At 66.5% G+C, this 20317-nt stretch carries 18 protein-coding genes and 2 pseudogenes; 6 read left to right on the top strand and 14 right to left on the bottom strand.

Annotated elements, in window-relative coordinates; genetic code table 11:
* Positions 1–12 precede the first annotated feature (12 nt).
* The 7 genes from ACIBBB_RS33475 to ACIBBB_RS33445 form a co-directional block, all read right to left on the bottom strand.
* On the bottom strand, positions 13–1728 hold the full coding sequence (locus ACIBBB_RS33475; RefSeq protein WP_398988738.1) for an amidohydrolase: 1716 nt from the start codon (positions 1726–1728) through the stop codon (positions 13–15).
* Positions 1729–1759: 31 nt separating this feature from the next.
* Positions 1760–2746: a CobW family GTP-binding protein gene (locus tag ACIBBB_RS33470; protein WP_398988736.1), complete on the bottom strand. Its 987-nt coding sequence runs from the start codon at positions 2744–2746 to the stop codon at positions 1760–1762.
* Positions 2743–3081 (bottom strand): NifU family protein, encoded by a 339-nt coding sequence (locus ACIBBB_RS33465; RefSeq protein WP_398988734.1) that lies wholly within the window; start codon positions 3079–3081, stop codon positions 2743–2745. Before ACIBBB_RS33465 ends, ACIBBB_RS33470 begins: the two co-directional genes overlap by 4 nt.
* A gap of 5 nt (positions 3082–3086) precedes the next feature.
* On the bottom strand, positions 3087–4100 hold the full coding sequence (locus ACIBBB_RS33460; RefSeq protein ID WP_398988732.1) for an amidohydrolase family protein: 1014 nt from the start codon (positions 4098–4100) through the stop codon (positions 3087–3089).
* A 644-nt stretch (positions 4101–4744) separates the two neighbouring features.
* On the bottom strand, positions 4745–5602 hold the full coding sequence (locus ACIBBB_RS33455) for a PaaX family transcriptional regulator C-terminal domain-containing protein (RefSeq protein ID WP_398988730.1): 858 nt from the start codon (positions 5600–5602) through the stop codon (positions 4745–4747).
* A gap of 242 nt (positions 5603–5844) precedes the next feature.
* The gene (locus ACIBBB_RS33450; protein ID WP_398988727.1) at positions 5845–6729 is read right to left on the bottom strand and encodes a fumarylacetoacetate hydrolase family protein; all 885 of its coding nucleotides are present in this window, start codon (positions 6727–6729) and stop codon (positions 5845–5847) included.
* Positions 6726–7160, bottom strand: coding sequence for a RidA family protein (locus tag ACIBBB_RS33445; RefSeq protein ID WP_398988725.1), 435 nt, complete (start codon positions 7158–7160; stop codon positions 6726–6728). The genes ACIBBB_RS33450 and ACIBBB_RS33445 overlap by 4 nt, the downstream gene beginning before the upstream one ends.
* Before the next feature lie 186 nt (positions 7161–7346).
* Between ACIBBB_RS33445 and ACIBBB_RS33440 the strand changes: the two genes are divergently transcribed.
* The 5 genes from ACIBBB_RS33440 (at position 7347) to ACIBBB_RS33420 (ending at position 13626) form a co-directional block, all read left to right on the top strand.
* Positions 7347–7829: a cupin domain-containing protein gene (locus ACIBBB_RS33440; protein WP_398988723.1), complete on the top strand. Its 483-nt coding sequence runs from the start codon at positions 7347–7349 to the stop codon at positions 7827–7829.
* Positions 7826–8731, top strand: a complete 906-nt coding sequence (locus ACIBBB_RS33435) for an acyl-CoA thioesterase (RefSeq protein WP_398988721.1) — start codon at positions 7826–7828, stop codon at positions 8729–8731. Before ACIBBB_RS33440 ends, ACIBBB_RS33435 begins: the two co-directional genes overlap by 4 nt.
* 160 nt (positions 8732–8891) lie before the next feature.
* Positions 8892–10613 (top strand): AMP-binding protein, encoded by a 1722-nt coding sequence (locus ACIBBB_RS33430; RefSeq protein ID WP_398988719.1) that lies wholly within the window; start codon positions 8892–8894, stop codon positions 10611–10613.
* Positions 10614–10799: 186 nt separating this feature from the next.
* Complete coding sequence (locus ACIBBB_RS33425; RefSeq protein WP_398988717.1) at positions 10800–13184, top strand: bifunctional salicylyl-CoA 5-hydroxylase/oxidoreductase; 2385 nt, start codon at positions 10800–10802, stop codon at positions 13182–13184.
* Positions 13162–13626, top strand: a complete 465-nt coding sequence (locus ACIBBB_RS33420; RefSeq protein WP_398988715.1) for an acyl-CoA thioesterase — start codon at positions 13162–13164, stop codon at positions 13624–13626. Before ACIBBB_RS33425 ends, ACIBBB_RS33420 begins: the two co-directional genes overlap by 23 nt.
* Before the next feature lie 308 nt (positions 13627–13934).
* Here ACIBBB_RS33420 and ACIBBB_RS33415 read toward each other — a convergent pair whose 3' ends face one another.
* Positions 13935–14117, bottom strand: a complete 183-nt coding sequence (locus ACIBBB_RS33415; RefSeq protein ID WP_398988761.1) for a hypothetical protein — start codon at positions 14115–14117, stop codon at positions 13935–13937.
* 533 nt (positions 14118–14650) lie between these two features.
* Between ACIBBB_RS33415 and ACIBBB_RS33410 the strand changes: the two genes are divergently transcribed.
* Positions 14651–15067 (top strand): nuclear transport factor 2 family protein, encoded by a 417-nt coding sequence (locus ACIBBB_RS33410; RefSeq protein ID WP_398988713.1) that lies wholly within the window; start codon positions 14651–14653, stop codon positions 15065–15067.
* A 959-nt stretch (positions 15068–16026) separates the two neighbouring features.
* On the opposite strand, the gene ACIBBB_RS33405 is transcribed toward ACIBBB_RS33410, so the two are convergent.
* From ACIBBB_RS33405 to ACIBBB_RS33380, 6 genes and pseudogenes are all read right to left on the bottom strand, one after another.
* The gene (locus ACIBBB_RS33405; protein ID WP_398988711.1) at positions 16027–16458 is read right to left on the bottom strand and encodes an Rrf2 family transcriptional regulator; all 432 of its coding nucleotides are present in this window, start codon (positions 16456–16458) and stop codon (positions 16027–16029) included.
* Positions 16459–16806: 348 nt separating this feature from the next.
* Positions 16807–17097, bottom strand: a pseudogene (locus tag ACIBBB_RS33400) (TIGR00730 family Rossman fold protein); the annotation flags it as partial.
* Between the two features lie 155 nt (positions 17098–17252).
* A complete protein-coding gene (locus ACIBBB_RS33395) occupies positions 17253–18707 on the bottom strand; it encodes an amidase (protein WP_398988709.1) in 1455 nt (484 codons plus the stop codon).
* Positions 18708–18727: 20 nt separating this feature from the next.
* Positions 18728–19303 carry a winged helix-turn-helix transcriptional regulator gene (locus ACIBBB_RS33390; RefSeq protein WP_398988707.1) on the bottom strand — a complete coding sequence of 192 codons (576 nt, stop codon included), beginning with the start codon at positions 19301–19303 and terminating at the stop codon, positions 18728–18730.
* A gap of 154 nt (positions 19304–19457) precedes the next feature.
* Positions 19458–19607, bottom strand: a pseudogene (locus tag ACIBBB_RS33385) (IS701 family transposase); the annotation flags it as partial.
* Positions 19608–19689: 82 nt separating this feature from the next.
* Positions 19690–20304, bottom strand: coding sequence for a TetR/AcrR family transcriptional regulator (locus tag ACIBBB_RS33380; protein WP_398988705.1), 615 nt, complete (start codon positions 20302–20304; stop codon positions 19690–19692).
* Positions 20305–20317 lie beyond the last annotated feature (13 nt).

Raw genomic sequence — 20317 nt, 5'->3', positions numbered from 1 at the left:
GCCGGACATCTCTCAGGCCCGTTCGTGGACCGTCCGACCATCGACGATGGTCTCGAGTACCTGCAGTTCGAGGAACTTTTCATCGGGAATGGTCAGTGGGTCCCCGGAAAGGACGACCATATCGGCCAGTTTGCCGGGCTCTATGGACCCCTTGCGACTCTCTTGGAATGTCGCGTAGGCATTGTTGATCGTCCAGAGACGTAGAGCCTCCTCCCGGCGGATCTCTTCGCCGGGCATGAGCTTTCCGGCGAGCGTTTCCTGGGAAAAGCACGCCCAGAGGCCGAGAAGCGGACGATCCTGGTCGTACGCGACCGCGGGGCAGTCCGTTCCCGCGGTCACTGTGAGCCCGGCGTCGATCCAGGTGCGCATGGGCTGGCCCCACTCCCGAATGGTCCGCTCGCGTGGAGTGATGCCGTCCCCGGTCTCCGCGAGCCTCAGGGTTTCCATGACTTCGTGCATGTGCTGGGCGCGGCCCGCCCCGAAGTAGGAGAGGAGGGGGTTGGCGGCGATGACGACCCCGAGCCGTCTCATCCGCTTGATGTACTCCGGCTGGACGAGGCCGAAGGCGTGCTCGTAGCTCCACCGTTTACCGTCCAGAGGCGACTCGGCGTCCGCTTCCTCCATCGCGTCGAGGATGACCTCGATGTCGTTGCCGAGGTCCCCGGGCGTTCCGTGGATGGCGAAGCTCCACCCGTAGCGGTTCCCCTCGACGATCAGCTTCCGAAGCTTGTCCGGCTGCATGCTCCAGTAGCCGTAGTTCTGAGCGACGATCTTGAGTCCGCCAACCCGCAGCCAGTCACCACCGAACCCCTGCTTCGGGCCGAAGTACACACGCAGCGCCTCGGAGATGTCGGCGCTACTGAGGTGCTGGACGGCGAGGCCCAGGATGAGATCGGTGCGCAAGGTCGCCTCCCCCCTGCGGACGATCTCGGTGTAGGCGTCGATCTCTTCGGGCGAGACACCCATGTCACGGGCCCCTGTGATGCCCGCCGCGTTGAACACCTTCATCTGCGCCGCGATGGCGCGGACGTTGGTCTCCAGGTCCTGCGTGAACAGGTCCCACATCTTGACGGGGAGACCGAGGCGCTTCCACCACCTGCGGCGGCCCAGGTCGCCGGCACCGACGATGAGGTGGCCGGTGGGAACGCCTTGGTCGTCCCGGACGATGTGGCCTGCGGCCACCTCCGGGTCGCCGCCGGGATCCTCGGTCTCCGCGGATATGTCCGCGAGACGCAAGGCAGTTGTGTTGACGATGACGTTGCGGCCGCCGTCAGCGATGTAGACGGGATTGTCGGGGGCTGCCACGTCCAGGTCGTGCCGATTGGGGAAACGGCCCTCTTTGAGGCCGCCGCGGTACATACACGAGGTGACAATCCATTCGCCGGGCTTCGCACCGAGTGCGGCGGCGGTGATGCGCGCCTTGATCTCTTCGATCGACTCGCTGTACGCGATATTGACCTTTACGCCGGCCTCGGCACTGTCCATGCCGGCCATCACCAGGTGCGTATGGTTGTCGATCAAGCCGGGGACCACGCTCGCTCCGTGCAGGTCGACCACTCGTGTCGGCCCGCCGGCGAGCGGCAGGATGGCAGCGTCGCTGCCCACCGCGACTATCTTGCCGTCGGCCACGGCGACGGCCTGCGTAATGCGGGACCGGGCGTCCAAGGTGATGATCTTGCCACCGTGAAGTATCAGGTCGGGGACCAGCCGGTCATGGTGCACGTGCACGTCAGTGCCCTTTCGTGGAGGTCGAGTCGAATCAGAACGGGACGCAGCCCTGGAGTCCTGCTTCGAGTACGGCCTTGTTCAATGCTTTGCCGAACAGCACGACCACCGCGCCGGACGGGTCGGCCGCCCCTTCGGGCAGCACGGTCAGCGCCTGCGGACCCGCGCCCACCTTCTGGAAGGCGTACGGGCCCGGGTGCGACGCGAACCGCACGACCCCCTTGGCCCGGATCACCTCGGGGGCCAGACCCTCGCTCCAGTTCGCGAAGCGCTGGGGGTCCAGCGGCCGATCGGTGCTGAGTGAGACGACGTCGATGTCGTGCAGGTGCGCGGTGGACAGAGTGTCGACCGGCAGCGGAGCCCTGCCGATCCGCGACGCCTCGGTGTTGAGCAGAAGCTCGACAGGGAAGCCCTCCGGGTGGGGGCGGAGGATGCCGGCCCTCTGGTTGACTCCCCCCAGACGCGAAGTGATGAGGTCCGCCGTCTGCTGGTCGACCAGGTCGGTCTTGGTCAGTATCAGCAGGTCAGCGGAGACGAGCTGCTGATACGCGATGGTGGCGTTGCTGAGATTCCGGTCGTAGTTGGCGCAGTCGACGAGACTGATCACCGCGCCCACTTCGAGATCGCACGCGTAGCCCCCAGCGGCTACGGCGTCGACGATGCCCAGCGGGTCGGCCAGTCCGCTGGCTTCGATGACGATCCCGTCGAGCTTGTCAGCCGCTTGCGACAGACGGGCCAGTGCGCGGGGCAGCCGTCCCTGATCCCCGCAGTACTGGCAGCCGTTGACAAGCTCGGTGATGTCGCTGTCGGACCGCGCCACCAGGGCGTCGTCTATCCCGACCTCGCCGTACTCATGGACGACAATGCCCAGCCGCAGCCCGTGAGATCCGGTCAGCAACCGGTTGATCAGCGTGGTCTTCCCGCTGCCGAGGAACCCGGTGACGATGGTGACTGGTAGCCGCCGCGTACGGCCGTCATGCGCAGGTGCCGGCCGGTCGGCGGCGGCTGCCAGATCGATCATGCGGTCTTGCCTCCTGTGGGCCAGATCGGGATACCTGTGCGATGGCCCTTGAAGTCCTCGGCCACGCGCCGTTCGGCCTGCGCCGATATGCGGCTGCCGACCGCAGACACCGAGGTGACTCCCGGGATCTCCATCAGCGCCGGGCGTACGGTCGCCTCCATGGTCACCGGCCGGTACGGGCAGCCCGTGCACATGCCGGTGAACAGGACTTCCACGGCGCCGTCGTCGGAGACGGACGACAGTTCAAGGCCACCCGCGTGCATGTTGATGTACGTGGAGACGTCGTGGACACGTTTGCCGAGCGTGGCCCGGTCGAGCGGTGCTGCGCTGTCCACCGCGCTCACCTCCCCAGTTTTTCCAGGTGCTTGACCTTGGCCGGCACGTCGATACCGAGGAGGCCGGCCATGTTCTCGCCCAGGATCTTGCGCTTGTCCTCGCGGGTGATCTGCGGGTAACCCCAGCCGTCGCAGAGCTCCTCGGGGATCTGCAGCTCAGCGAAACTCTTCAGGAAGGGGCCCGGGAGACCGGTCATGGATGCCTCCGAACCCCAGATCAGCTTGTGGGATCCGACATTGCGGAGCAGGCGACCGATCTGGTGGTAGACCTCCACCGGGGCGATCCGCAGGTAGTTCATAACGCCCGACAGCGCCAGATAGACGTTGGGGAAGCGGGCGGCGATCGACAGCGCCTCGTCGAAGTACGGGAGCGCGAGGTGGTGGATAACGAACTTCAACTCGCGGAACTCGCGGGCCGGAGCCTGGATGTCGACCGGACGCAGTACGTCGACATCCCACTCTCCGAACGGCAGCCCTTTGTGGAACTGCAGGAATTCGATGCCGAGTTCCGCGGCTTTCCGGTACAGCGGGTAGGCCACCTCCCGGTCGTCGCAGCGCCAGGACTTGTCGATGTGCCCGTTGTAGAACTTGAAGGACTTCGCCCCCAGCTCCCTGACCTGGTACTCCATTTCCTTGAGCGCGCCGTCGACGCCGTGGTGGATCGGGTCCACCGCTCCGCAGAGCAGCACGCGGTCGGGATTGGCCGCGGCGAACTCGTAGTTCAGCCGCAGCGGGGAGAAGCTGTCGGGGAACCAGTCCCACACGGGGACGGCGCAGGCCATGGCCATATCCACCGGGGACTCGACGAACATGAGCTTGTACATGTCGTCGAGCCCGAACTGCCGCTTCCACTCGAAGTCACCACCGAAGTGGCCTTCGCTCGGGTAGCGCATCGCGCCCACTTCCCGCCGCCAGCTGTCGACGAAAGCGGGGGTGTCGGGGCGTTCCAGTCGCAGGTTGTCGTCCGCCATGTCATAGACGTGACAGACGCCGTCGAACACAAAGAGATCATCGATCATGATGCTTCCTTCGGTGTGGAGATGCGGCTCTACTGCGCTGATGCAGCGCTGGGCTCTGTGTCTCAGAGCGTGCAGAACGCAGTCGCGCCTTGAAGGGACCCCCGTGATGACGGGAGAAGGGAGCGCATGTGCGTGCGCGACGCTTTCCAACTGCGGCTACGTCGAGATGCGCGGTGTTCGCCGTGCCGGCTCAAGAGGAGGCAACAGGGGAACAACAGGCGGATCTGGCTGCACAGACCGTGCGGTGAAGGGTGCTACCAGCGGGTCGCGACTGCGGCGCCCGGGATGCGTCGAGGGAAGCAGAAGCCGCCACGTACCAGGGATGCTGAGCTAGCCATGACACCTCCCCAGATCGTCCGACTGACGTATTGGGGACGAGAGTATGACGCTTCCGTGACCATCGTCAAGACAACTTCCGGCGTTTGTGGGCAGTGCATTCCTTCTTGACTGTCGTCACAGGAACGCGACATTCATAGCCGCACACGCCCCCTCGCGCCGCCTGTCGCGCAGGCGTGGCGGGAGTCTCGCCAAGAGCCGGGGTTTTCCAGAACCCCACCCGCACAGGGGGCGGGATGCTGCCGAGCTGGCGGTGACCCGACGCTGGACCGTGGTTCCCCGCGACGCGCCCGCTCAGTCGGGCGCGGTCACTTGGTCCCGTGGATGACAGCTCGGGCGTACTCGCCCGCCGGTACGCTCAGCGCACTGTTCAGCTCGCGGAATGTCGTTTCGGCGCTCACGCCGTACCAGTCCGGAGGAAGGAGGGCCAGCGGAAGCCCGGGGTCCCGATAGGGCATCCGACGCCACTGCGTGAGCATCGGCACGTAGACCTGGAACGCCTCTTGGGGAGTGGGCCGCCGCGCGGTCACCTGGTCGAGCACCGGCTGATAGCGCTGTAGGAACTCGCCGTACATCTGAGTGAGCTCCTGCAGGTCCCACCATCCGCGCACCTTCGACCGCAGGTTTCCGAAGGCGATGTACGGACCGGTGAACAGGTCGACGTAGGCCGACAGTTCACGGCGCTCAAGGATGCGCCGCACCTCTGCGGCCAGCTGCACGGGCGCGACCCATACCCCGGGGGACACAGTGCCGAACCCGAGGTTGGTCAGCGTCGTCCGCAGGGCATGCCGCTTGTCCCGCTCGGTCTCCGGCACCGAGAACACAGCTACAACCCAGCCGTCCTCCACCGCAGCCCGCTTCCGTTCGAAGATGCGGACGTCGCCCTCTGCCAGCGTCTCCAGGACGGACTCCTCGAGCGAGTACCCGGCCGCGCCGTCCAGGCGCTCACTGCACAGAATGCTGCGCCGCTTGAGCCGGGACACCGACGACCGCACCGCCTGCACCTCGTAGCCGAGGTCCCCGATGAGCTTCACCACGGACGCCACGGACAGCCAGTTGCGTTCCCCCCGTGCGTACAGGCCGAAGAGCGTGAGGATCAGCGGACTGATCCGGCTGTCGCGCCCGTCGCTTCCAAGCGGGATGCCGAGCTGAAGATCGGCTGTCACCGGCACTCGCCCCCGACAGGACGGCGCCTCGTCGAGCCGCGCGAGCCCCCCGGTTCCCCGTTGCGCCAGGACGGCAGCCCAGGCTCCCGTCCTCGCGCCTTACCAGCGGTTTTCAGTGCACGCCCCTCGTCCATAGCGATCATCCCTGGACACCCTAGCCCGCGGCCGCCGGCCGTCCCGCGTCCCCGCTCGCCCGAAGCAGGGCCGCCGACCGAGCCATTGAGTGTCCGACCATCGTATGGTCAGGTCAATCGCGTTGTCGCCACGGTGTTGCGCAGTTCACCGAGGTGACTGACACGCGTGACGACGACGTCGCCGTCCTTGAGGAACAGCGCGGGTTCTCGGGCGCTGCCGATCCCGCTGGGCGTGCCGGTCAGGAGGATGTCGCCGGCCCTCAGCGTCATCCCGCGGCTCAGCTCGGCGATGAGCCGCGGGACGGCGAAGGCCATGTGCCCACTGGAGGCGTTCTGCCGCAGCTCGCCGTTGACCTCGCACTGCACCTCGAGCGCCGCCAGGTCGTCGATCTCGTCGGCGGTGGTGAGCCACGGCCCCAGCGGCATGGTGCGGTCGATGCTCTTGCCTTTGAGCCACTGGCCCCCGTGCGCTCGCTGCAGGTCGCGCTGGGAAACGTCGTTGGCCACGAGATAGCCGAAGACGTGCTCCAACGCGCGTTCCTCGGGGATGGAGCGACCGTCGCGGCCGATGACGAGGGCGATCTCGGCCTCGTAGTCGTACCGCGCGGACAGATCGGGGTCGTAAGCGATGTCGTCGACGGGTCCGATGACGGTGTCCGGGCCCTTGGTGAAAAACGTCGGGTGCTCGGGGGGAGCCGTCGGCTCCTGCCCCTCGCGCTTGCCCTTGGACTCCCAGAAGTGGTCCTGATAGTTCCACCCGGTGCACAGGATATCGCGGTTGAAGCGGGCCAGAGGGGCTTCCAGGCGGACGTCGGACAGCTCGACGGACTCGGCGGCAGCGAGCAGAGACCGCACCGCCCCCAAAGCATCCGGTCCGCCGCGGACGATGTCGTCGACCGTGCCGCTACCGGCCGGAAGCAGTCCCACCGTTCGCCTCGACTCGACGACTCCGAGCCGCCGCACGCCGCCGACCAGGACGGATGCGAGCCTCACTTGTCGTTCACCTGCTCCTGGGGCCGAATCAAGCGCTCCTCCGGAATGACCGCGACGCCGAGGATCTCGATCTGCGCCTCCGGCTGCCACAGGGCGGTGCAGCCGATGCCCGCCATCGCGGGATAGACAGAACCGGCCAGTTCGCGCCACACGCGGCCGATCTCCCTTCCATGAGACTGGTAGTCGGGGATGTCCGTGAGGTACAGGGTCACGCTCACCAGGTCTTCCGGCTCTCCTCCCGCAGCGCGCAATGTGGTCAGCACATTGCCGAACGCCTGGCGGAACTGCTCGACGATCCCTCCCGGGACGATCTTCATCTCGGAGTCGAGGGCGGTCTGGCCGCCCAGGTGGAGGGTGTTGCCGGCGAGCGTCCCGTGCGAGTAGCCGCTGGGAGCGGGCAGGGCTGAGGGGTTCACGGCGACATGAGCCATCGGGGCCTCCGGTTCGAAGTTTCACGCCCTGATCGTCACAAGGCGTATTGACAATAAATGACGGTCGTGAAAAAAACGAGATGTCGAGTCACCGTGGTTGCGGCCCTTTCCCGGGCCGCGAGGGCCGTACGTCGACCTCTCACCAACTGCAGACCGCTCCTTCACCGACTGAAACGGAGCCTCCCCATGGATCACGAGCCCAGCGCCTACCGCCTCGAAGGCGATAATTCGATGTACCGGCTACCGAGCGGGATTGTCGCCCCTGTCGTGACCCGCGGCGGCCTGGAGGATGCCGGCGCCGCCGACTCCGGCGGCGCCGTGCGCGTGGCGGGTGTGAGCAGCGTGCACACGCCCGCCACCAAGCTCTGGTACGGCAAGGTCAGGAACGAACCCGGCTACCGCTCGGTCACCCACCATCACGGCGAGGCTGAGACCGGGGGGTACGTGTTGTCCGGTCGCGCCCGGATTTACTTCGGGGACCGCTTCGAGGACTACGTCGACATGGAGGAGGGCGACTGGGTCTTCGTCCCGCCGTTCATGCCGCACGTGGAGTGCAACCTCTCGCGGACCCAGCCGCTCACGTGGATGACCACGCGCACACCGGACAACATCGTCGTCAACCTCGCCGACGTCGCCGACGCCGACCTGCGGGATTGGCTCGACCGATGACAACGAGCCACCAGGCGACGTCCGAGGTGTTCACCTCGGCGGTCACCCTCGCCCCGGTCCCGACGGATCCCGGCAGGCTGTCGTTCACCGCCACCACCCAGCCCTGCCCGTGGCCCAAGGCGTACGGTGGTGACCTCGTGGCCCAGGCCGCGGCCGCTGCGATGCGGTCGGTCGCCGAAGGCAAGTCACTGCACTCCGTGCACAGCTACTTCCTGCGCCCGGCCGACATCGGGGCCGAGGTCCTGCACGAGGTCGACGTGCTCCGCGACGGTCGCGGCTACAGCACCCGCCAGGTCCGCACCAGCCAGAACGGCAAGCTCGTCTTCACCTGCCTGGCAAATTTCGCCGCAGGAGAGTCCAGCGGCGCCTTTCGAGCCGACCTCCCACGGACGGTGCCCGACCCCGAGAGCCTGCCTTCCGCAGCGGCCTACCTCGCGCCACTGGGGGGCGGGACCATGACGGAGGGGTCCAAGGCGTACTGGTCCGGCGGCCGCGGCTTCGACATGCGGCACGTTCCCGGCCCGGTCTACCTCACCGTCGAGGGCGGGCGAACCGCTCACCAGGCGGTGTGGCTGCGGCCATTCGACGGACTGCGGCCCGTCGAGGGCCTCACCACGGCCCAGCGCGACACCGCGGCTCTCGCCTACGTCTGCGACTACACCATCCTCGAACCGGTCCTGCGGGTACTCGGCCTGCCGTGGGCCACTCCCGGACTGGTCACCGCCAGCCTCGACCACTCCATGTGGTTCCACCGCCCCGTACGCATGGACGACTGGCTCCTCTATGTACAGGAGGCCGTCGCCGCCGACTCCGGCCGCGGCTTGGCGTTCGGCCGCTTTTTCACCCGCGACCGCCGCCACGTGGCCACCGTCGCCCAGGAGGGCATGATCCGCACGGCCTGAGCCGCCGTCCCGTCGGCAGCTCCCCGAAGGACTTATTGGTGCCTCTCGCGCCTCGGCCCGCCGGCTGCTCCGGCACACCTGCTGCCGTCGCCGCGGAGGGCGTGATCCGCGCCGACTGACCCACCGCACGCGCGGCGGGCTCACCGAAGGGCAACGAACGGTGTCTCTCTCGCCTTCAGTTCACCTCGATACCTTTACCCGCGACCATCTGCCAGCGGCCACACAGTGGCCGACGATCGAATTCACCACGCCCGAACTCCACTACCCGGAACGCCTCAACGCGGCCACCGAGATCATCGATGCGGCCGTTGCCTCTCTCGGGCCCGATCGCCCCGCGCTGTGCACTCCCTCCGGTGAGACCTGGTCCTACGGCCTGCTGCTGACCAGGGCCAACCAGGTCGCACAGGTCCTGGTCGAGGACCTCGGCGTGGTCTCCGGGAACCGGGTAATGCTGCGCTCGCCCAACACCCCCTGGGCGGTGGCGTGCTGGCTCGGCGTGCTCAAGGCCGGCGGAGTGGTGGTAACCACCATGGCCGCACTGCGTGCCCGGGAGATCGCCCAGATCGTCGAGCGAACGCGCCCGGCCGTCGCCCTGGTCGACCACCGCTTCGCCCAGGAGGTCGGCGCCGTGAAAGACAGCACCCTGCCGACGCTCAAGGTTGTCGAGTTCGGCGGCGAAGGCCGGGAAGACCTGGTCACACGCGCACACACCAAGTCGGGCCGGTTCACCGACGTGCCCACGGCCGCCGACGACGTGGCGCTGCTCGGCCCCACGTCCGGCAGTACAGGTACGCCGAAGATCACCATGCACTTCCACCGCGACCTGCTGTCCATAGACCGCACCTTCGGCCGGAAGGTGCTGGGGCTCGCCCCCGACGACGTGGTCGCCTGCTCGGCCCCGCTCGCCTTCACCTTCGGCCTGGGCATGCTGGTCGTCTTCCCCCTGCTCGCGGGCTCCTGCGTCCTACTGACAGAGTCCTCCACGCCGGCGCAGCTCGCCGGCATCGTGCGGCAGAACGGCGTGACTGTCCTGGCCACGGCGCCCACCGCCTACCGGGCAATCCTTCGCGAGGGGCTGGCCGGTGAACTCGCCGGGCTCCGGACTGCGGTGTCCGCCGGGGAGAGCATGCCCAGGAGGATCTGGGAGGAGCTCCACGACACGCTCGGCCTGAAGGTCGTCGACGGCATCGGCGCCACCGAACTGCTGCACATCTTCATCTCCGCGACCGGAGACGACATCCGCCCCGGCGCGACCGGCAAAGCGATACCCGGCTACCGCGCCGCGATACTCGACCTCGACGGACGCCCACTCGGCCCTGGGGTGCCCGGCCGACTGGCGGTCATCGGCCCCGTCGGCTGCCGCTACCTCGACGACCCCCGGCAGGAGACCTACGTCGTCGATGGCTGGAACGTGACCGGTGACATCTTCACCGCGGACGAGGACGGATACTTCTACTACCAGTCGCGTAGCGACAACATGATCGTCTCCTCCGGTTACAACATCGGCGGGCCCGAGGTTGAGGCGGCCGTCGAGACGCACCCTGACGTGCTCGAATGCGCCGTCGTCGGTAGACCCGACCCCGAGCGCGGTGCGGTCGTGTGCGCGTTCATCGTCCTGCGCGAAGGCGTCGAGGGCGGCGCGGCCAAGGCCAAGGAGATACAGGACCACGTCAAGCAGGTCATCTCTCCCTACAAGTACCCGCGCGACGTCCGGTTCCGCTCATCACTGCCGCGCAACGCCAGCGGTAAACTCCAGCGCTTCGCCCTCCGCGGGCTCATCGAGGAGGAGCAGGCGGCGCGGCCGGGATCGCGGGAACCACGGCCGAAGCTCCGTCGGGGGCCACGTCCAGTGCCGGATCCGGAGCCACGTAATGGCACCTGACCCCGCTCCTACGGGGCACACCCCGCCACCGGGCCGGCGGACCGGCCGAAGGCGACCGGGCTCCCACCTGGCAGACGGGCCGGCTGTGGCACACAGGGCGTTGAGAAACCGCGTGCCTCCGGTCCGTATCCCGGCTCCGGCTCGCGCGGTCTCCGCGACAGCCTCTCTACCTCGAAGGATCCACCCATGAAGATCGCAATTGCCGGCGGCGGTCCCGGCGGCCTGTACTTCGCCACGCTGATGAAACAGCTCGACCCCGCGCACGACATCACCGTCTGGGAGCGCAACGCCCCCGACGACACCTTCGGGTTCGGCGTCGTCTTCTCCGACGAAACGCTCGACGGCATCGACAACGCCGATACCGTTTTCTCCGCCGCGATGGCCCGGCGATTCGCCCGCTGGACCGATATCGACATCCACTACGGCGGTACCACCACAACGGTGGGCGGACAGGGCTTCGCCGCGATGAGCCGCAAGGAGCTGCTGCGGCTGCTACAGGAGCGCTGCCGAGCCCTCGGCGTCACCGTGCTCTACTCCACCCCCGCCCCGGACACTGAACTGCTCCGTTCCACTCACGATCTGGTCGTCGCCGCCGATGGCCTCAACTCAGCGGTCCGGCAGACATACGCCGAGGTCTTCAGTCCCACGCTCGACCACCGCCGCAACAAGTACATGTGGCTCGGGACGGACCGCGTATTCGAGGCGTTCCAGTTCTTCGTCAAACAGACCCAGTGGGGCACCATGCAGGTCCACGGGTATCCCTACTCCGACGGCGGCTCCACATTCATCGTCGAGATGCACGAGGACGTGTGGCGCAAGGCCGGCTTCGACGTCACCGAAGACACCCACTTCCCCCCCGGTGTCTCCGACGAGCAGGCCGTACGGCGTCTGGCCGAGCTCTTCCCGGAAGTGCTCGCCGGCCACGAGTTGCTGACCAACAACTCCAAGTGGCTCAGTTTCACCACCGTCCGCAACGCGCGGTGGCATCACGGCACCACCGTCCTCATCGGTGATGCGGCGCACACCGCGCACTTCTCCATCGGCTCCGGCACCAAGCTCGCGATGGAGGACTCCCTTGCCCTCGCCGCCTGCCTGCACGAACAGCCCCGCGTCGAGAGCGCTCTGGCTGCCTACGAGGCCGAACGGCGTCCCGTGGTCGAGTCCACTCAACGGGCCGCTCAGGCATCGCTGGAGTGGTTCGAGAACATCGGCGCGTATGCAGGGCAGGACCCGGTCCAGTTCTCCTTCAATCTGCTCACCCGGTCTCGACGGATCACCTACGACAATCTCCGCGCCCGCGACGCGGACTTCGCCGACCGGGTCGACGCCGTTTTCGCTTCCTCGCACAACCTTCCGTCCGTCGCACCGGCGATGTTCCAGCCACACCATCTGGGGTCGATGCGACTGGAGAACCGGATCGTGGTCTCTCCCATGGACATGTACACCGCGGTGGACGGCGTGCCCGGCGAGTTCCACCTTGTCCACCTCGGCTCCAGGGCGATGGGCGGCCCCGGACTGGTGATGACCGAGATGGTCTGCGTCTCCCCCGAGGGCCGCATCACCCCCGGCTGTACCGGGCTCTGGAACGACGAACAGCGCGACTCCTGGGAGCGGGTCGTCTCCTTCGTACACTCCAACAGCAACGCCCGCATCGGCGTCCAGATCGGCCACTCCGGGCGGAAGGGCTCCACACGCCTGATGTGGGAAGGCATCGACGACCCGCTGGAGAGCGGCAATTGGGAGGTCGTCGGCCCCTCTCCGCTTCCCTATGGAAAGGGGTCGCAGATTCCCCGCGAGCTCACGCGCGCCGACATGGACCGGATCACCGCCGAGTTCGTCGACGCCGCCCGGCGAGGCGCGGCGGCCGGGTTCGACCTGCTCGAACTGCACTGCGCGCACGGTTACCTGCTCTCCTCCTTCCTCTCCCCCGCCGCCAACCTGCGGACGGACGAGTACGGCGGATCGCTGGAGAACCGCCTGCGCTACCCCCTGGAGGTGTTCGACGCCGTCCGCGCGGTCTGGCCCCACGAACGGCCGATGAGCGTACGCATCTCAGCGACCGACTGGCTGCCGGAGGGCAACACCGTGGAGGAAGCCGTAGACATCGCCAGATCCTTCGCCGCTCACGGCGCTGACGCGATCGACGTCTCCTCCGGACAGGTCGCCAAGGACGAGCGGCCCGTATACGGCCGCTCGTACCAGACCCCCTTCGCCGACCGGATCCGCCAGGAGATCGGCGCGGCCACCGGTATCACCGTCATCGCGGTAGGCGCCATCTCCTCCTATGACGACGTAAACACGATTCTGCTCGCGGGCCGCGCCGACCTCTGCGCCCTCGGCCGCACACATCTGTACGACCCCCACTGGACGCTGCACGCCGCAGCTGAACAGGAGTACCGGGGTGCCGCCGCCCTGTGGCCCCTGCCCTTCCGCGCTGGACGCCGCAAACCGCCCTCTGCCCGAACCGACGCGGTACGCCCCCGCCTGTCCCTCCTGCGCGCCGACGAACCCGACAACCGGCACGTCCACCTCCGCTGGACCCCGCACCGTGACCAGGAACCCGTCGCGTGACTCGGTGCACGGCGCCGAACCGGTGGCCGCCGTGCACCGTGCCCGAATCGAGTGGGCGGACACCGACGCCGCCGGACACCACCACAACACCGCAATCGTCCGTCTGGTCGAGGCCGCCGAGGCCACCCTCATGCAGGAGCGCGGCATCACCGGCTACTTCGGTGTCGCTCCGCGTGTCCACTACGAGGCAGACTTCCACGCCCGTTTGTGGTTCGGGCAGTTCATTACGGTCACGCTCGTCATCGAACACGTCGGAAGGTCCTCGCTGACGTTCCGCTTCGAGGTGTGGGGCGAGGAGACCACCGATCACCCCCGGGCGCTCGCCGCAACCGGACGCTACGTGACCGTCCACGTCCCCCGAGCCGCACACACCGGCGTCCCCTGGCCTCCCGAGTGGCTGGCCGCGCTAACCCAGAACCTGGCTCTGCCTCCGACCGATTAAGGCTTAGGAGCACCCCCCGCGCGCACCAGCCCCGCGACCTGCAATTTCACGGTGCATACATGCCAATGGGGCGCGAGAGGCAACGTCAGGCGTTCAATGAGTCGGGAATGCGGTCGTGACATCACTGGTGACAGACACCAGGAGTTTGCCGGCGGTCGTCGCGTCGACGCGCACGTGGGCCTCACCGGGTCGGGTCGTCCCATAGCCCCTCCCTGAGCCCGGTGAAGGTCAGCCGTCCTCGGGGGCGGCAACGATGCCGCGCTTCGAGATCGACCAGGCTGATCCGCAGAGCCCCACGGGAGACGGCTTCACCTGCTAGCGCTTCCCCTGAACGTCACTCTCAACTCGGTGGTCGAGAGCAGCCAACGCCTCAGCCGTATCCCCTCCATGTGCTTGTCGGCCGTGATGTCCGCGCCGACCGACCGCGTGGCGGGCCGCCCCGACCACGACGAGGGCAGCAGCGGGATCACGACGTGCATGCCGACGCCCAGCGGATCCGGCCAGGCCGCCGCGCCGCTGAAGGCGATGGTGGCGGCGGTCAGGACATAGGTTCAGGTGCGTCCTCGGCCGAACAGCGGATGGTCCGGCTCCTCCCCGTCCGCGCGGGGACATTCCGTTCCGTGGCACGGCGGCTTCCAGGTCAGGAGTCGCTGACGTCTAATCCATCCCCCATCTCCAGCGGCGCCTCGCTGTCGTGCATCTCTCCGGCACGGATCGCTCCGGTGATCGCCACCGAGCGCAACCACCGCTGCCATCACAGATCCACTCATTCGACAGACCAGCGTCTGTGCCACTCGCGGAGCGCCTGGGCGAGACTCATCGCTGTTGTAGCTATGATGGTTACAATCAGGAGGTCAGAGAGACATACACGGCGTAGCCCAGGACCAGACCATGGCCCAGCAGCTGCTACCGCTGTGGAAAAACTTCAGGACGCGGGCACCTCACATCGAGGCTGTGACTACCCCTCAGTTCCACAGTTGAAGTGCGAACGGGCACACCTCAGCTCACGAAAAGGACAAGCGCAATGGCAACAGATACACAGACGTCTCGGGCCGTGGCGGAGCGGTTCCTGGACCGACTTGGCCATCAGGACCAAGACGGCATTCAGAAACTATTTGCCGCGGACATCGACTGGCACGTTCCGGGCAGCACGGCGCTGCCCTGGACCGGCCGTCGTACTCGTCGCGAAGAAGTAGCACCGTACTTCACCACGATGTGGCCACACTTCGCTCCCGGGAGAAGCCAAGTCACTCTGGAGCGCGTGATCGTCGATGGTGGTGATGTGGTCCTGCTGGGCAACTTCACTCACACGGTCACAGCCAACGGCAAGGAGTTCACCACACCTTCAGCCATGCACCTGGTTGTCGAGGACGGGCAGATCGTCCGTCTTCATCTCTACGAGGACACGCTGATCGTCGCCCAAGCGTTTGGAACAGACTGAACGACACGCAAACCTCCCTAGAGGCACGCGGAGAGTCAACATTCCGCCCTGATCTCCGTAGAACTGCTGCTGGGGTTGCCATACGGTGCCGTCAGCAGGCGTCCGCAAAAGCTGGCCATCAGAAAATCGCACGGTGTATCCGTGCTCGGCCAGGAGGGACTGAAGTTGGCGAACTGTCCTGGTGACGGTGCTGTCGTTGACCCGGAAACTGCCTAACTCACCAGTACGCCTCGAGGCTCCTGGGGGGCTCGGCTGCCCAGCGCAGGGGTGACTGCGAATCGCCCTGTTCGTCGGGTTCCGCAGTTCCAGCAGCGCCGGCCACCCGCCACTCATGCCGGACCATCGACACCGCAGGAAGTCGTGTCGTGTTGCTGACCGAGATTCCGTGAGGGCCGTCGATGCCTTCGCTCGGGCCGGCCCTGGCGCGCAGCGGAAGTCAGTAGCAATGCCGGCCTGCACCTCGAAGTGCTGGAGGGTGCGGACCGGTTCCAGCGGATGCGGAATAGCTCAGACGCCTGGGGATCGGCGCGGAGCGGTATCTGGAGGCGCTGACAAGGGGGAGATGCCCGCCAAGGTGATCGGGTAGATGAAGAAGTCTGCGCCGGGCGTTACCCCACCAACAGGAAGCGGCCGATGAAAGGTGTTGTCGATGGAGCACCAGTCGGTGGAGGCCACCGCCCTGGAGGCCAGAGCCGCCGCCGACACGCACCTCACGCGCGGTGTCGTGAGCTGCGGCATAGACCTCGTTCAGGCGGGGCGCCCTTTCAGGGCGCCCCGTCGCTTAGGCACTGTTCCAGCCCCCGATCAGCCGAGTGAACAACCCCAGGGGTAGGGCGTACCGGGGGTAGCGGACCTCACCACGATTGTGCGGGCAATTCTCAGCCCGGCCACTGAACGAGTGACATCTCCACGTCGACGAAGCACAAGGCTCCGCGCCGGTGCAAGAAGTGTTTGAGGTCCTACCCGGTCGCGAGCGTCTCCCTGAGCACTTCGGCCAGCGTAGTGCGGGCCAGCTGGGCGCGCAGTGCGATCTCGATCTCGCCATAGATGCCTCGCAGAGCTGGCTGTATTCCCGCGCCTACCACGCAAGCCTGGTTAGGAGGTGCGGTATGCATTGAAAACAGCGGACTCGGCTCCACTGCCTCATACACGTCCAACAGGGTGATGGCCTCGAGATCCCGCCCCAGCCGCCAACCCGCGCGGGCACCACGCCGGGATTCGACCAGGCCCGCATCCCTCAACAGCCCGAGCAGGCGTCGAATCACCACCGGATTTGTATTCACGCTCGTCGCGATCTGCGCAGATGTGGCCACATCGTGGCCCTGACGCTGGTACAGCCCAATCCACGCCACCGAGTGTGCCGCGATCGTCAACCTGCTATTTGCGCTCATCCCTCGCCCCGCCGTCAGTGTCCGCAGTTGCAACGCTAGGGGTTACAACAGCAGGGAGTCAATGATGATCAAACCTGATCGGAAGCGCCTGCGCCGCCCAGCTCCGATCCGAGTCACTCGGGGCGTGACGCCACCGGCCTTAGACAGCCCCTACGCCACCCTGCTCATTGGACGCTGTGTGGGGTGGGAGGGAGTCCAGGATCGCCGGGTGCGCATCGCCCATGGCCACATGGCGACGCCGGACCATTTCCGCACCCTGAGGTGGATGTTCCGCGCTGCGCACGGGCACGCTCCGGGAGAACGTGGCGATGACGAAGCGGGTGCGTGGCACTCTTTGGGCGCACTGTGAAGTGCGCCCGAGCCGGCGAGCAGCAACGCCTTGCGTTCCGCAAGAACTTTAGCGAAGACCATTTCCTCGGCGTCGTCCCTGCCCCAACTCCACAGGAAACCGACGGAGACACCCACGAGTCGCCCGCCAGTATCCCGAACGCCATCGGCGATGACCTTCATCAGGCCAGTGTCCGAGCCGCCCCACACCAGAGTGTGGCCTCCCTTTCCCAGCAGTTCAGCAAACTCCCGCGCCGGGCCGACGTAGCGCTCGTCGAGGTCGGCGGCGGAGAGGAAAACGCACATCTTAATGATGAACCCACAACTCTTGTCGGGAACGGTGTATGTGTCGGCCATCGTCTCGGACGACTGCGCAAAATCCCTCTGGGCGCTGCGACTGTCGAGTCACTTTGCTCGGGCAGGAGGTTGAGATTCCAGCAACCGACACTGGCCACGCTTCTGTCGGTTCACGGGAGCGGAGGGGCTGTGAAGCCACCGAAAGCCTCCTCCATTAGCTCGGCAAATCGAATGGGAGTGCGGTCCTCGTTCATGGGGCCAATAATTTGCGCACCTATTGGCAGGCCCTCCGCAGACCGGCTGACCGGTACCACCGTCGCGGGAAGGCCCGAAGTCGTTGCCATCCCCGCCCACACGAGCTGGTCCGCGTAGTTGTAGTCTGCGCCATCGATCCTGATTTGGCGGGTCCACTGGTCGGAGGTGTGGTCGTGCGGAAAGGCCGGCGTGGGCATAGCCGGGCACAGCACAACGTCGAATTCGGTGAATAGTTCGCGCCAGCGCGCGCGGTGCACAGCTCGCGTAGAGTCCGCGGCGATCCAGTCGCGGTGGCTGAGGACAGCACCGCGTGTACGTTCGGCTGCCAGACTCAAGTCCTCGGCGTCCACTCGTGCAGCGGCATCGCCCATCTGCTCATAGATCGCATCTGGGTAGTTGGCTGCCATGGCTGACAACAGCAGACGCATGTAGAGGCGAGCCGTCTCAGTCTGGTCGGGCAGCAGACCACTGCGTCGAGCCACGGTAACGCCGACGGCGGACAGTTGTTCGGCGAGAGTGGCGAGGGCATGGCGGACGCCCGATGCACTGGGTATGAGCGGGTGGGTATCGATGAAGAGAACCCTGAAACCGCCCAGACTGTCATGGCGGGGCGGTGGCAAGCGCAGTTTGTAGGCGACTCCGAGGGTGGTCTCATCCGGCCCCGCCAGGACGTCGAGCAGGAGGGACAGATCGGCGGCGCTGCGCGCCAATATGCCCGGTACCGTCAAATCCCGGTCGTAGGCGAGCGGCGGTAGGGGCGGCGGGGTGTGACCACGCGAGGGCAGCAAGCCGAACGAAGGTTTGTGGGCGTAGATCCCGCAGAAGTGAGCAGGCGCCCTTACCGAGCCAGCGATGTCGGAGCCGATGGACGCTGCACCATAACCAGCTGCGACAGCCGCGGCCGAACCCCCGGACGAGCCGCCCGGGGTCCGCCCAAGGTCCCACGGATTGTTCGTCGTACCGTACAAGTCGTTGTACGTTTGCAGATCCCCAAGCCCGAAAGGCACGTTCGTCTTACCCAAGATGACAGCGCCGGCCTCCTTGAAGCGGGTGACAGTGACCGCGTCCTCCCTCGGTGCGAAACCGCGGAATCTCGGCATGCCCCATGTAGTGGGTAGACCAGCCACATTGAAGGATTCCTTGACTGTCACCGGTACTCCGAGAAGTGCCGTCGCAACACCACGCGCCCGTGCGGTGTCGGCTGCCTTTGCCGCGGCCAGGGCGCGGTCGAAGTCGGGAGCGCATATCGCGTTGATTTCACCGTCGTGGCGCTCGATGCGCCTGATCGCAGCTTCCGCCAGCTCCACAGCGGAGACCTCTCCGGCATCCATGGCAGACAGGAGCTCGCGTACCGTAGCGAACGCATACATGTCGCTTGGTGTATCCACCATTACGATCCTGCCTCCCGATGGGACCGCTCGATGGTCGATGGGTCTGGCCCCAGGGAACCGGGCTTCGGCTGGGCTCCTTGGACTTTGGCTGCGGTGTTGACAATGACCACGCCGTGACCGGTGACCTCATCACCGGTACCCCGGTCGACGAAGACCGGAAGCAGCGTCCGCCCTGTCTGGGCATCGGCCACCCACACCTCACCCCGTTCGGGCGGGTCATACTTCTGCCCCCACGTGGCAAGACCGACGAGGACTGGCAGGAAATCCCTTCCAGCGTCAGTGAGCACATACTCATAACGCGTCGGAAGGTCCTGATAGGCCCTTCGCTCCAGCAACCCCTTACCCACCAGGTCACCCAGCCTGCGCGTGAGGGAGTTGTCAGAGATACCGAGGCTTCTCTGAAACTCCCCGAATCGCGACAGCCCCTGGAATGCGTCCCGCAGGATCAGTAGCGACCACCACTCACCTGCCCGATCCAGCGCACGGGCAATGGGGCACTGCACCCCTGCGAAACTGGTATGCCTCACCACGGCCTCACCCACTTCCTCGGCTCCACCGTACGTGACTCCCATCATGGAAGTCACTCAGGCTTTCGCCGAACGAGCCATGACGGTTTTGGAGGAGGGTCACCGCTCGACCCCACGCGGTCAGCTCATCAGCCACTTCTGCTAGTGACTTGTCGGAGCCCCTTCGGTAGTTCTCACCAGCAAACGGGCGCCGGCACGACGTATCCCGGACATCGTCCAGGACCTCCTCGGCGTTCCACTCGATCCGGTTCAGCAGCCGGTGGACGCGGTCAGGGCCTGCGTACCCGGCCTCCCCCGCGAGCGTCGAGCCGTTCTTCCGCTCCAGCGGAGCGATCAGCCCCCGCATGTACGTGTGTGAATGCCTGGACGGCTGCCGCATCCGCGCCTGGCTCCGATACTGGGAAGCAAGTGCCCCGTTGGTCAGGCTCTCGGCTTCATCGACGGCGGTGGGCTGCTGGGGCGCCTACTGCCGCTATGGATGTAAGTGCTGTGTCCACGGCGGCGATGAGGCGTCGCGGGTCACTGTCTGCCTTCACGAGCACCTGCAGCCCTTCGAGCAACATCGTCAGCATGGCAGCGCACGAGGGCAGGTCCAGAACCTCGGAGACTTCCCCGTGCCGGGCTGCTGCACGCAGGCCCTGAAGGAATCCGTCCTCGATGACGGACAGGATGTCGCTCACGCTGCCTGCGACTTCCTGGTCGGCCGGGAGCAGCTCTCCGGCGGCGTTGGCGATCAGGCACCCGCGGGGCGAGTCCTGCTCCGCGGCCAGTTCGATCCACCCGATCAGGACGGCACGGATCCGGGGCAGGACGGGACCTCCTGAAAGCAGAGTGGGTGCAAGGGCCTGGGCCCTGCTGTCGCGATAGTGGGCCAGCGCTCTCAGGAACAGTGCGTGTTTGTCCCCGAAGGTGCGGTACAGCGAACCCGGGTGGACGCCCAGTTCGGCGGTGAGGTCGGAGACGGACGTCGCTTCGTAGCCGCGGGTCCAGAACAGTTCCATGGCACGGTCGACGACGTCCTGTTCGTCGAAGTTGCGAGGCCGTGGCATGCCCCCAGCGTAG

The organism is Streptomyces sp. NPDC051217 (assembly GCF_044455465.1).
GTDB lineage: Bacteria > Actinomycetota > Actinomycetes > Streptomycetales > Streptomycetaceae > Streptomyces.
The sequence above is the reverse complement of the archived record's forward strand: the minus strand, read 5'-3'. Positions and strand labels throughout refer to the sequence as shown.